At 35.8% G+C, this 12685-nt stretch carries 12 protein-coding genes; 10 read left to right on the forward strand and 2 right to left on the reverse strand.

Features of this window, described 5'->3' with window-relative positions; all coding sequences use genetic code 11:
• Window positions 1–47 precede the first annotated feature (47 nt).
• The gene (locus tag M4I44_RS01025) at window positions 48–869 is read left to right on the forward strand and encodes an energy transducer TonB (RefSeq protein WP_249966277.1); all 822 of its coding nucleotides are present in this window, start codon (window positions 48–50) and stop codon (window positions 867–869) included.
• Window positions 870–1038: 169 nt separating this feature from the next.
• Entirely contained in the window at window positions 1039–1419 is a 381-nt protein-coding gene (locus tag M4I44_RS01030; RefSeq protein WP_017494866.1) for a PH domain-containing protein, read from the forward strand.
• 68 nt (window positions 1420–1487) lie between these two features.
• On the opposite strand, the gene M4I44_RS01035 is transcribed toward M4I44_RS01030, so the two are convergent.
• Window positions 1488–2351: a M48 family metalloprotease gene (locus M4I44_RS01035; RefSeq protein WP_017494867.1), complete on the reverse strand. Its 864-nt coding sequence runs from the start codon at window positions 2349–2351 to the stop codon at window positions 1488–1490.
• Window positions 2352–2682: 331 nt separating this feature from the next.
• Between M4I44_RS01035 and lipA the strand changes: the two genes are divergently transcribed.
• The 3 genes from lipA to M4I44_RS01050 all read left to right on the forward strand — a co-directional run bounded on the left by lipA (window position 2683) and on the right by M4I44_RS01050 (window position 6834).
• Window positions 2683–3549 (forward strand): lipoyl synthase, encoded by an 867-nt coding sequence (gene lipA, locus M4I44_RS01040; protein WP_070907788.1) that lies wholly within the window; start codon window positions 2683–2685, stop codon window positions 3547–3549.
• A 91-nt stretch (window positions 3550–3640) separates the two neighbouring features.
• Window positions 3641–4639 carry a type I glyceraldehyde-3-phosphate dehydrogenase gene (gene gap / locus M4I44_RS01045; protein WP_249966278.1) on the forward strand — a complete coding sequence of 333 codons (999 nt, stop codon included), beginning with the start codon at window positions 3641–3643 and terminating at the stop codon, window positions 4637–4639.
• A gap of 26 nt (window positions 4640–4665) precedes the next feature.
• A complete protein-coding gene (locus M4I44_RS01050) occupies window positions 4666–6834 on the forward strand; it encodes an ATP-binding protein (RefSeq protein WP_249966279.1) in 2169 nt (722 codons plus the stop codon).
• A gap of 22 nt (window positions 6835–6856) precedes the next feature.
• Here the strand turns inward: M4I44_RS01050 and lpxK are convergent, their stop codons facing one another.
• The gene (lpxK, locus tag M4I44_RS01055) at window positions 6857–7879 is read right to left on the reverse strand and encodes a tetraacyldisaccharide 4'-kinase (protein ID WP_249966280.1); all 1023 of its coding nucleotides are present in this window, start codon (window positions 7877–7879) and stop codon (window positions 6857–6859) included.
• 84 nt (window positions 7880–7963) lie between these two features.
• Here lpxK and M4I44_RS01060 point away from each other — a divergent pair, with 84 nt between their 5' ends.
• The 5 genes from M4I44_RS01060 to rluF all read left to right on the forward strand — a co-directional run bounded on the left by M4I44_RS01060 (window position 7964) and on the right by rluF (window position 12677).
• Window positions 7964–9058, forward strand: coding sequence for a Nif3-like dinuclear metal center hexameric protein (locus M4I44_RS01060; RefSeq protein WP_249966281.1), 1095 nt, complete (start codon window positions 7964–7966; stop codon window positions 9056–9058).
• A gap of 4 nt (window positions 9059–9062) precedes the next feature.
• The gene (locus M4I44_RS01065) at window positions 9063–9842 is read left to right on the forward strand and encodes a zinc ribbon domain-containing protein (protein WP_026109806.1); all 780 of its coding nucleotides are present in this window, start codon (window positions 9063–9065) and stop codon (window positions 9840–9842) included.
• 192 nt (window positions 9843–10034) lie between these two features.
• On the forward strand, window positions 10035–10886 hold the full coding sequence (locus M4I44_RS01070) for an alpha/beta fold hydrolase (protein WP_249966282.1): 852 nt from the start codon (window positions 10035–10037) through the stop codon (window positions 10884–10886).
• Window positions 10887–11375: 489 nt separating this feature from the next.
• A complete protein-coding gene (locus tag M4I44_RS01075) occupies window positions 11376–11723 on the forward strand; it encodes an antibiotic biosynthesis monooxygenase (protein ID WP_249966283.1) in 348 nt (115 codons plus the stop codon).
• 141 nt (window positions 11724–11864) lie between these two features.
• The gene (gene rluF / locus M4I44_RS01080; RefSeq protein ID WP_017494876.1) at window positions 11865–12677 is read left to right on the forward strand and encodes a 23S rRNA pseudouridine(2604) synthase RluF; all 813 of its coding nucleotides are present in this window, start codon (window positions 11865–11867) and stop codon (window positions 12675–12677) included.
• Window positions 12678–12685: the final 8 nt, after the last annotated feature.

Raw genomic sequence — 12685 nt, forward strand, 5'->3', positions numbered from 1 at the left:
CGTACTGCCTATGATTTAACGTTACCTAACCTTAAAATCCAAAAATCATGACTAAATCAAACATCTACGAAACCAATTGGACCGATCTTGTTTTCGAAAACAAGAACAAAGAGTACGGCGCTTATCAATTACGCCAGGAGAGTTCAAAAAACACAGTTACAGCTTTATTTATGGGATTGCTATTATTGGCAGGTCTGGGAAGTGCGTCGGTGTTGATTAATAAGTTTGGGAAACATGGCCCTGTAGAAACAGAACCAACTGTTTTTTCGGTTCCAATAAGACCTACAGACATACCAATTCCGGTACAACCACAACCACCAGCTCCACCTGTAGCACCTCAGCAGACTGCTGCTGCACCACCCGTTACCAGTACACAATTGGTAAATCCGGTTGTAACAGCCGCAACTCAGGCCACACCCGATGTTATTGCACCAAACACAGACAATCATCCTGTTGTTGACAATGCAAATACCGGAACAGGAAATGCCGTAAATGCATTACCGGCAAGTGGCGGTGGCGTAGAAACTACAGCTTTAACCGGAGAAAGTAAAGATCCTGTTAATGTAGCCATCTTAGACAAACTACCTGAATTTCCGGGAGGAATGACTAAGTTCTATACTTATGTAGGAAACAATTTCAACAGACCGGAACTGGATGCTGAAAAAACCTTAAGAGTGTATGTATCTTTTGTAATTGAAAAAGACGGTTCCATTACAGACATCATGGTAAAAAACGATCCGGGATACGGAATCGGAAAAGAGGCCATCAGGGTATTAAAATCATTAAAAACAAAATGGAGCCCGGGTATTTTAAACGGAAAACCTGTTCGAACTGCTTATAACCTTCCAATCACAATAAAAACAGAATAACAAAACAATAAAAAACGAAAAAGCAGAACTTAGGTTCTGCTTTTTTATTTCATTAAGCACCAGCCCATTCTTAATTAAATCCCGATGCAGTAAAAAAAAATAACAAAATAAGTTACTTTTACTGCTCCTTAGGAGAAAAATCAAATCTATTAAAATTAAAAACTAAAAAATGGGAATATTTTCAGCTATTCTAGGTAATGCCGGCTCTGTTAGCCAGGAGGAGTTAGTAAAAAAATACGGGCAGCTTTTAACAGACAGAGAAGAAATCGAAATGGGTTTTAAACTGCTTCGTGATACTTTTATCTTCACCAACAAAAGATTAATTCTGGTTGATGTGCAAGGATTAACAGGAAGCAAAACAGAATACAAATCTATCGCTTACAAAAGTATTACGCGTTTTAGTGTAGAAACAGCAGGAACTTTTGATTTGGATGCCGAACTAAAAATCTGGGTGGCAAGTGAATTACAACCAAGCATTGTAAAACAATTCAACAAATCGGTAAATGTGTACGATGTACAAAAAGTACTGGCATTTCACGTTTTAGGTTAAACCTTATACAACAAACCCGACAGATTTTAAAAACCTGTCGGGTTTAGTTTACGCGACTCAAGATAAAATTATTTTTTCTTTTTAGCAGGAGCTTTCTTCGCAGGAGTTCCTTTTTTAGCCGGAGCTGTATTTACAATTTTCTGCTGTACATACGGTTTATACAAACCATCTTTCTCCGCTCTTTTCTTAGCATCTTCAGCTCTTTGTTTTGAATCCGGATGTGAACTCATCATCTGATCGATAAAGGAAGCTTCATTACCTTCACTCATCTTAGCCAGAATTCTAAAGGCCGATTCTTCAGCATTTACATTGTAACCGTTTTTCTTTAAAAATTCATAAGAAAACAAATCGGCTTCTGCTTCTTGCTTACGGCTGAACTTACTGTCGATAATAGCACTACCTATTTTACCCAACTGACTGTCGGTAACACTTGCAATCGTAGCTGATTGAGAAGCAGCTCCTTCTAACAAAGCTTCTTTTCTATAAGCCGCCTTAATTGCGTCTCTGGAATCCTGATTCGCTACGTGACCAATTTCGTGACCAATTACTGCCAGTAATTCATTGTCATCCATAATATCCATCAATCCTGAATATACGCGTACGCTTCCATCAGCAGTTGCAAAAGCATTAACCTCTTTTACTTTATAAACTTTATAATTTAAAGTGTAACCGTCACCCGCAGTATGCTTTCCAAAAACTCTGTTCAATCTTAGAGTATACGGATCAGTCGCAGCTGCAACCTGATTTTCAGCATCCATTTTATCAACAGCAGCTTTTGATAAAGCAGCGGCATCAGCATTGCTAAAAGTAAAACCGCTAACTCCTTTTTGAACAGCACCCAATGCTTTTTCACCAAAATTAATCTGCGCATTTATTTTTGTAAAACCAAAAGCGGCAAACAAAACTCCCAATACTATAAATTTCTTTTTCATGTTTTATATGATTACAATTTAACAACAAATGTAGTACAAAGCCAATTCCATTTGAATTGCATTTCGACTAATTTTTTAACAAATAAAGATATAAATTTTAAATGAGTAAAAATGAGCAGTCAAACAAAATCGTCACTCTTACTCGAATTGGCAAACAAAAAAGAGGCATTTTATTCCGCATCAATGCTTTAAAAATAAAATTTTAACACACTTGCACGATTATTACCAAAAGTGCGTTATAGAAACTCCAAGTCTGTCAGTACCAAATTAAATCTTAAACGAATCTCCAAATAAACTACATTGCTTATCTTTGTACTTTGAATTTTGATATATGGAAACAGTCACTGAAAATATACCAACAGGAAAACCTAAATGGTTAAAGGTTAAACTTCCTATTGGACAAAAATACACTGAACTTCGTGGTTTGGTTGATAAGTATAGTCTAAACACTATTTGTACTTCCGGAAGCTGCCCAAATATGGGAGAATGCTGGGGTGAAGGTACCGCTACTTTTATGATATTGGGAAATGTATGTACCCGTTCCTGTGGTTTCTGCGGTGTAAAAACCGGACGCCCTGAAACGGTAGATTGGGATGAACCTGAAAAAGTAGCCCGTTCTATAAAAATTATGAACATTAAACATGCCGTAATTACAAGCGTAGACAGGGATGATTTAAAAGACGGCGGCTCAATTATCTGGATTGAAACGGTAAAAGCAATCCGAAGAATGAATCCGAATACGACTCTTGAAACCCTGATTCCTGATTTTCAGGGAATCGAAAGAAATATAGATCGTATTGTTGAGGCCAATCCTGAAGTGGTTTCACACAATGTTGAGACTGTTCGTCGTTTGACTCGCGAAGTACGTATTCAGGCAAAATACGATCGTAGTCTGGAAGTCTTACGTTACCTGAAAGAAAAAGGAATCAACAGAACCAAATCCGGAATTATGCTTGGACTTGGAGAAACTGAAGAAGAGGTTTTTCAAACGATGACTGATTTACGAAATGCAAATGTTGATGTGGTTACTATTGGGCAATACCTTCAACCAAGTAAAAAACATTTGCCTGTAAAAGAATTTATAACACCTGATCAATTTGCCCGTTATGAAAAATTTGGTCTTGAATTAGGTTTCCGTCACGTAGAAAGCGGACCACTGGTTCGTTCTTCTTACAAAGCACAAAAACACATTTTATAAAAAAGTCTAACCGTTTATTTGTTCAATCGTTTAATCGTCAGTACGGTTAAACCAGTCGACGATTAAACGATGTAACAAACAATCGAAAAGCTTGAAAACAAGAATTGCTATAAACGGTTTTGGAAGAATAGGCCGAAATTTATTTCGCTTACTTTTAAACCATCCTGAAATTGAAGTAATTGCCATTAACGACATTGCTGACAACAAAACCATGTCGCATTTGATAAAATACGACAGTATTCATGGAGTCTTACCTTTTAAAGTCAATCATGACGAGGAAGGAATTATTGTTGATGGAAAACATTTTTTCTTTTTTCATGAAAAAAGTATCGCTAATCTGGATTGGAAAAGTCACCAGATAGATTTTGTAATTGAATCAACAGGAAAATTTAAAACGCACGAGGAACTAAATGCCCATATCGAAGCCGGAGCAAAAAAGGTAATCCTTTCGGCTCCATCAGAAGTTGACACCATCAAAACAGTAGTATTAGGAGTTAACGAAGCCATTCTTGACGGAAGCGAAAACATTGTTTCGAATGCAAGCTGTACGACAAACAATGCGGCTCCAATGATAAAAATCATCGATGAACTGTGTGGAATTGAGCAGGCTTATATCACAACGATACACTCTTACACCACAGACCAAAGTCTTCATGACCAACCACATAAAGACTTACGTCGTGCAAGAGGTGCAAGCCAGTCGATTGTTCCAACAACTACAGGTGCAGCTAAGGCATTAACAAAAATTTTCCCTAACTTGCATCATAAAATCGGAGGATGCGGAATTCGTGTTCCTGTTCCCGATGGTTCCTTAACAGACATAACGTTTAACGTAAAACGTGCTGTTACGATTGAAGAAATAAATAAAGCATTTGAAGAAGCCTCAAAAACAAATTTAAAAGGAATACTGGATTACACAGAAGATCCAATCGTTTCTGTTGATGTAATTGGCAACACACATTCGTGTTTGTTTGATGCTCAATTAACTTCGGTTATTGACAAAATGGTAAAGGTTGTGGGTTGGTACGATAACGAAATTGGATACTCATCAAGATTGATCGATTTAATTTTACTAATAAGAAAAACCTAAGATTCATTGTAAAAGCATTGCCATACATGAAACACTATCTTTTTATTGTTGTTTGTCTATTAAATTCGTTTTTGTACTCTCAATCTAAAAAGAGTACGGATAGCGTTTCCTATTATAACAAACTAACGGACACCAATCTCAGCAATAAAAAATACGAAAAGGCAATTTATTACACCGAGAAATCAATTGACTTTTGTGAGGCCAACAATAAATTAGAAAACCTGGCCAATCAGACTTTTAAGCTTGGAAAAATTTATTATCAGCAAAAAAATTACGCAGAAGCTCTAAAAAACTTTCACAAAAGCGTTGCTCTGTTTGAAAACACAAAGCCAACCTGCACAAAAGTTTTGGCATTGCATTATATTGGCTTAACCAATACCACAAAAAGCAATTACGAAACTGCGGCAATCTACTACCGAAAAGCCGAAGAGCTTTTAAACCAGCTAAAGATTAAGGATCATGCTGAAATACTAAGCTATCAAAAAGCAATAGCTCTAAAAACCGCTAAAAACCTACCCTTAGCAGCTGAAACTTTTCACAAAATAACACAACGGCCGGACAATACTGAGATCCTAAAAACCAAAACCGATTCGTATTATCAACTAGGCTTAATTGAAACACAACTGAAACGAAATGATTCGGCTATCGTTTATTTTGAAAATGCTTTAAATTATAATGCCAAAACAAATAATCTGGCCCAAAAATCAAAAATCGTTCTGGCCATCAGTCAGTATTACCGACAAAACAAAAAATTTGATCTTGCTTACTCGTACCTGGAAGAACATTATCAGTTAGAGAATTACGTCTTAAAGCTAAAAAACACTCAAACGGATCACGATGAATTCGAAAAATTCAAGAAAAACGAATCCTTAAAAGCCAGTATTAAAAAGGAAAGCGAAGAGAAAATTCAGTTAAAAACCTACCGATATTCTAAACTGGTAAGTATCCTGGCCATTGCTCTTATTTCGATCTTATCTCTTTTGAGTTTAGCATTGTACAAAAACAATATTATTAGAAATCAGAATAATTTACTGTTAAGAGAGAAAAACAAAGAACTCATTTTGGCCAAAAATAAAGCTGAAAAGGCATCTAAAGCCCGATCTGAGTTTTTATCGACAGTAAGTCATGAGCTGCGAACTCCTTTAAATGCCATTAACGGAATCACTCATTTATTACTGGAAGATAACCCTAAGAAAAAACAACTAAAATATTTAGAGTCTTTGAAATTCTCAGGAAATTACCTGACTACTTTTATCAATGAGATTCTGGAAATTAATAAAATTGACTCGACAAAGGTTGAAATAGAAAACATAAGCTTTAATCTGAAAGAGCTTCTTTTTAACATTCAGAGCTCATTAAAGGAACTGGCTACCGCCAACAAAAACTACTTTAACCTTGAAATAGACGAGGCAATTCCGGATAATATAATTGGGGACCCTACAAAACTGTCTCAAATCATCCTGAATTTAATCAATAATGCTTTAAAATTTACTCAAAACGGACATGTCAATGTAATTGCAAAATTATATGAATTGGAAGAAGACAACACAACTATTTACTTTGAGATTGTAGACACCGGAATTGGCATCCCGGAAGATAAGCTTCAGACTGTTTTTGAAAGTTTTTCACAAGGATCGATAGAAGTAAACAGAAAATATGGCGGAACCGGCCTTGGACTTACGATTGTCAAAAAACTAATTGAGCTTTTGGGTGGAGAAATCAAACTAAAAAGCGAAGTTGGCAAAGGTTCAACTTTTACATTCAAACTAAATTTTAAGATCAATAAAGAACAATTGAAAACGATTGAAGAAATAAAACCATACAACGACGTACAATTAAACAACAAATCAATTCTGTTGATCGAGGACAACAAAATCAATCAAATGATTACTCGAAAAATGCTTGAAAATAAAAACATCAGCTGCGAAATCATCGACAATGGTGAAGATGCAGTTGAGCTTTTAAAAGTAAAACGTTTTGACATGATCCTCATGGACGTTCACTTACCGGGAATCAACGGAACAACAGCTACAAAACTTATCAGAGAGTTTGACAAAACCACTCCGATTATTGCTCTTACCGCTATTTCACTAGACGAAAACAGAGACATGCTGCTGTCTTACGGGATGAACGATGTGATTACAAAACCATTTGTTCCGGACGAATTCTACAGTATTATAGCCCGGTTTTTTTAGAAAGGTGCTAGGAGCTAAGACTCTAAGCTATTAAGTTTTTTTGCACATACTTCAGAATCGCAGTATCAAAATTCTGACTGTTATTGATAAAGGTACTTTTTATCGGCAGATAGTACAATTGTGAAATCAATTTGGAATCTTTCAGCCGAACATAGTCTTTTTCTGTTGTAATGATTTTTCTATGATTGGCTTTTTCGAGAATATTTGCCACATCTACATCAGAAAAATGATGATGATCAGGAAAAGTCAAACAGTCCTCTTTTTCATTTTTCAAGTAATCAAAAAACGGTGTAGGTTTTGCGATTCCGGCTAAAAGCAATTTTGATTCTGATTTAATATCTTTTACAGCAAGTTGCTCTTCTTCATTATAAATAAAATCATCATAGTTAATAAACGTAAAATACAGCTGCTGAGAGCTTCTTAACTTTAATTTCGACCTGATTTCTTCCTGCTTTTCCTCAGACAGTTCTTTTGGACATTTTGTTATAATTACAATATTGGCACGATCCGCTCCGCTTCTACTCTCACGCAAATTTCCGGTTGGCAGCATAAAATCATCTGCATACAAATCATCATAGGAGCTTAACAGAATATAAAACCCGGCTTTCACTTTTCGGTGCTGGTAGGCGTCGTCTAACAAAATCACTTCGGGTTTTTCTTTTTGCGAAAGCAATTGTGTAATTCCGTTTCTTCTGTTTGCATCAACGGCAACCTGAATATTGGGAAACTTTTGATAAAACTGAAACGGTTCATCTCCTAAAATTTCGGCATTAGAACTTTCACTCGCCAATACATAACCTTCTGATTTTCTTTTGTAACCCCTGCTTAAAGTGGCAACTTTATATTTCTGAGATAACAACCGGATCAGATATTCTATTTGTGGTGTTTTACCTGTACCGCCAACACTAAGATTTCCAACCGCAATAACCGGAATATCAAATGAAGTCGATTTTAAAATTCCTTTGTCGAAAAGAAAATTTCTCACTGCAGTGACACATCCGTATAAAATCGCAAACGGAAAAAGTATTTTTCTAAGTACATTCATTCTACGAAAGTATAATATTTTTCGTTAATTTGTTTCAAGTTTACACCACAAGACAGGACTTAAAACCTGAAATAAAACTAAAAAATGAAAATCAAAGAAATATTAGCTGTTCTGGAAGAAATGGCTCCTTTGGCTTATGCCGAAGATTTTGACAATGTTGGACTCTTAGTCGGTGATACCGAAACGGAAAGTACCGGAGTTTTAGTTTGCCATGATGCTTTAGAAACTGTAATTGAAGAAGCAGTAGCCAAAAACTGTAATCTGGTAGTTTGCTTTCATCCTATTTTATTTTCGGGAATTAAAAAAATAACAGGTAAAAACTATGTGGAGCGTGCCATTTTAAAGGCTATCAAAAACGACATCGCTATTTATGCCGTTCATACGGCATTAGACAACCATTCTCAGGGAGTTAATAAAATATTTTGTGATGCCTTAGGCCTGATCAACACTAAAGTTTTAATACCTAAACAAAGTTTCATTCAAAAGTTGGTTACCTACACCACCCCTGATAATTCAGAAAAAGTTCGCAATGCTATGTTTCAGGCCGGCGCGGGTACGATTGGAAATTATGACAACTGTAGTTTTAATACCGAAGGCTTTTTTACTTTTCAGGGAAATGAAAACAGCAATCCTGTAATTGGAGAGAGAGGAAAACTACACACGGGAACTGAAATAAAAATCGAAGTTGTATTTGAAAAGCACTTACAGTCTAAAATTTTAAAGGCTTTATTTGCCAGCCACATTTACGAAGAAGTAGCTTATGAAATTTATGATCTGAAAAATTCCCATCAAAATATTGGATTGGGAATGGTTGGTGAATTTGAAACTGAAATGGATGAAAAAGACTTTTTATATTCCGTAAAAGACAAAATGATTGCAGACGGAATTCGTCATTCTGCTTTTTTAGGAAAAAAAATAAAGAAAGTCGCTGTTTTAGGAGGCTCAGGAAGCTTTGCTATAAAAAATGCTATTCAGGCGGGGGCAGATGCTTTTTTAACTGCCGATTTAAAATACCATCAATTTTACGAAGCAGAAAACCGACTTCTTTTAGCCGATATTGGTCATTTTGAGAGCGAACGGTATACAAAAAACTATATTGTTGATTATCTTCGAAAAAAAATCCTTAATTTTGCCATCATTTTATCAGAAGAAAATACAAATCCAGTTAAGTACTTATAAGAATATGGCGAATACGAAAGAATTAAGTGTTGAGGACAAGTTAAGAGCAATATACGATTTACAGCTTATTGACTCCCGAATTGACGAAATCAGAAACGTAAGAGGAGAACTTCCTTTAGAAGTAGAAGATTTAGAAGATGAAGTTGCTGGTTTAAGCACGCGTTCAGAGAAACTGAAAGGAGAACTTGAAGTGATTGAAGAGCAAATCAAAGGGAAGAAAATTGCCATTGATGAGCACAAAGAGGTGATCAAAAAATACACGAAACAACAAGAATCAGTTCGTAATAACAGAGAATTTAATTCTTTGACTAAAGAGGTTGAATTTCAGGAATTAGAAATTCAATTGGCTGAGAAGCAAATCAAAGAAATGAAAGCTTCTATCGAACATAAAAAAGAAGTTATTTCTAATTTAAAAGAAAAACTTGACGCAAAAAGTTCGCATTTAAAACATAAAAAATCTGAACTGGATGCAATTATGGCTGAAACTCAAAAAGAAGAAATCTTCTTAACTGAGAAATCAGCAGAGTTTGCTTCACAAATCGAAGAGCGTTTATTAGCTGCTTACAACAGAATCAGAAGCAGTGTTCGTAATGGTTTAGCGGTAGTATCTATCGAAAGAGGAGCTTCAGCGGGATCATTCTTTACAATTCCTCCACAAACTCAGGTGGAAATTGCTTCAAGAAAGAAAATCATCACTGATGAGCATTCTGGAAGAATTCTGGTTGACAGCGCATTAGCTGAAGAAGAAAAAGAAAAAATGGAACAATTGTTCTCTAAAATCTAAATAACTGTCCCGATCTGATCGGGACTTTTTTTTGTGCCTCAGCACTATTTCTTTGCCACGAACTATACAAATTTTGCCAATTTCTATTTTGATACATTAAAGAATAAAAATTCGCGCTAAATTTGTGTAATTCGTGGCGAAACTTTTTTAGGTCGATTCCCGAATATTATTTTTATCACTAAATTATTTGTTTTGGGAATTAAAAAAGGAATCCGTTTTATCACTTTAAAATCGGTTGGGTCTTATATTAACTTTTTGAGCTATGTTCGTCCGCAAAAAGCGATGGAACTTTCTTATGCCCTTTTTAGCCAACCCAGAATTGGAAGACTAAAGAAAGAAGCACTGCCCAAAGTATTAAGAAATACAGAAACAGAGACGTTTCATCATAATGAACATCATTTTCAAACGTATATCTGGAAAGGTAACGAAACCAAAATATTGCTTGTTCACGGTTGGGAAAGTAATGCTTCGCGTTGGAAAAAAACCTTACCGCATCTTCAAAAATCAGGCAGTACCATTATTGCGATTGATGCTCCGGCACACGGGCAAAGCAGCGGTAAAGAGTTTAACGTTCCGCTATATGCTGAATTTATCAATAAAGCGGTCGAAAAATACCAGCCTGCCATTATTATTGGTCATTCCATCGGTGGCGCAGCATGTGTCTATCATCAGTATTTGTTCCCTAACACCAGCATCAACAAAATGGTCATTCTGGGAGCACCGTCTGATCTAAAAACACTGATTGACAATTACATCTCAATGTTAAGCCTGAACACCAAAATGTTTTCGCTTTTGGAAAGTAAATTCATGAATCGTTTCAATTTTAAACTGGAGGACTTTTCAGGACAGCGATTTGCCTCAGAATTTAATGTTTCGGGGTTAATTGCACACGACACTTCAGACAAGATTGTTGCTTTTGAGGAGGGTAAAAAAATCGCCAGCAATTGGAAAAACAGTAAGTTTATCGAAACCAAAGGTTTGGGCCACGGAATGCATGACGATGAATTGTATCAAAAGGTTATTGAGTTTTTGTTTGCTTCTTAAAAAGGTTCAAAGATGCAAAGGTACAGAGGTGCAAAGGCTTATCTAAGACACGAAGTTGTTGATAACTTTAAATCAAAGCCAAACAATCTAAAAATCCAACAATCTAACAATCTAAGGATCTAAGAAGTCTAACCATCTAAAAATCTAAAAATTTTGTTTGCTTCTTAAAAAGGTTCAAAGATGCAAAGGTACAGAGGTGCAAAGGCTTATCCAAGACACGAAGTTGTTGATAACTTTAAATCAAAGCCAAACAATCTAAAAATCCAACAATCTAACAATCTAACAATCTAAGGATCTAAGAAGTCTAACCATCTAAAAATCTAAAAATTTTGTTTGCTTCTTAAAAAGATGCAAAGGTACAGAGGTGCAAAGGCTTATCTAAGACACGAAGTTGTTGACAACTTTAAATCAAAGCCAAACAATCTAAAAATCCAACCATCTAACAATCTAAGGATCTAAGAAGTCTAACCATCTAAAAATCTAAAAAAAATGATCGCTGTAATTTTTGAAGTAATTCCAAACGAAGGAAAAAAAGAAGAATATCTGTCTATTGCCGCAAGTTTACGACCGGAATTAGACAAGATAGAAGGTTTTATATCAATCGAACGCTTTCAGAGTTTCAGTGATCCTGAGAAAGTTTTGTCATTGTCATTTTGGAAAGACGAAGAAAGTGTTCAACAATGGAGAAATTTAGAAATGCATCGCCACGCACAAGCCAGAGGACGTAAAGAAATTTTTAAAGATTATCACTTACGAATTGCCGCCGTAGTTCGGGATTACGGAATGTTTGACCGCGAAGAAACTCCTACAGATAGTTCAGATTTTCATGCGAAGTAAAGGCTCTAAGGTTCTGAGATACTGAGATACTGAGGTTCTAAGATTAAAATCTAAGAATCTAAGAAATCTAACCATCCAACAATCTAAAAATCTAAGAAGTCTAACAATCTAAGAAGTCCAAATTTTGACTACTTTTGCACTATGGAAGAGAATTTAAAACGTCTGAATAAATTTATAGGAGAAACAGGATATTGTTCTCGTCGTGAAGCCGATAAACTTATTGAAGAAGGACGCGTAACAATAAATGGTGCTGTACCAGAAATGGGAACGAAGGTTTCACCGGATGATGAAGTACGTATTGATGGAAAGCTGATTGTCGAGAAAAACGAAAAAATGGTTTATTTAGCGTTCAACAAACCTGTTGGAATTGAATGCACGACCAATCTCGAGGTTCGAAATAATATTGTAGATTATATCAATTATCCTAAACGTATTTTCCCGATTGGACGTTTGGACAAAGCGAGTGAAGGATTGATTTTCATGACTAATGACGGTGATATTGTCAACAAAATTCTACGCGCACGAAACAATCACGAAAAAGAATATACCGTTACGGTTAACAAACCTATAACAGATCGTTTTATACAGCGAATGGGAAATGGTGTTCCAATTTTGGACACGGTTACCCGAAAATGCAAAGTAGAACAAATTAGTAAATACACCTTCAAAATTATTCTGACGCAAGGTCTGAACCGTCAGATTCGTAGAATGTGTGAATATTTAGGATACGATGTAACTGCTTTAAAACGTATCCGAATCATCAACATCTCATTGGATGTTCCGGTGGGTCGTTATCGTGATTTAACCGATGCTGAAATTAAAGAACTGAATCATTTGATCGCACCGTCCAGTAAAACAGAGGAAGCCAGTCTCCCAAAAGAGGAAGCTCCAAAACGAAGAACCGAATTTATATCGAAACACGATCCCCGATTTAAGAAAAGAGGAGACTATTAAAATATTCG

The sequence above is a fragment of the Flavobacterium sp. B183 genome (genome assembly GCF_023539155.1).
In the GTDB taxonomy this organism is placed as follows: domain Bacteria; phylum Bacteroidota; class Bacteroidia; order Flavobacteriales; family Flavobacteriaceae; genus Flavobacterium; species Flavobacterium tructae.

Coding starts and splice junctions, on each gene's coding strand:
- M4I44_RS01025 (WP_249966277.1), top strand. CDS start 48: ATGACTAAATCAAACATCTACGAAACCAATTGGACCGATCTTGTTTTC.
- M4I44_RS01030 (WP_017494866.1), top strand. CDS start 1,039: ATGGGAATATTTTCAGCTATTCTAGGTAATGCCGGCTCTGTTAGCCAG.
- M4I44_RS01035 (WP_017494867.1), bottom strand. CDS start 2,351: ATGAAAAAGAAATTTATAGTATTGGGAGTTTTGTTTGCCGCTTTTGGT.
- lipA (WP_070907788.1), top strand. CDS start 2,683: ATGGAAACAGTCACTGAAAATATACCAACAGGAAAACCTAAATGGTTA.
- M4I44_RS01050 (WP_249966279.1), top strand. CDS start 4,666: ATGAAACACTATCTTTTTATTGTTGTTTGTCTATTAAATTCGTTTTTG.
- lpxK (WP_249966280.1), bottom strand. CDS start 7,879: ATGAATGTACTTAGAAAAATACTTTTTCCGTTTGCGATTTTATACGGA.
- M4I44_RS01060 (WP_249966281.1), top strand. CDS start 7,964: ATGAAAATCAAAGAAATATTAGCTGTTCTGGAAGAAATGGCTCCTTTG.
- M4I44_RS01065 (WP_026109806.1), top strand. CDS start 9,063: ATGGCGAATACGAAAGAATTAAGTGTTGAGGACAAGTTAAGAGCAATA.
- M4I44_RS01075 (WP_249966283.1), top strand. CDS start 11,376: ATGATCGCTGTAATTTTTGAAGTAATTCCAAACGAAGGAAAAAAAGAA.
- rluF (WP_017494876.1), top strand. CDS start 11,865: ATGGAAGAGAATTTAAAACGTCTGAATAAATTTATAGGAGAAACAGGA.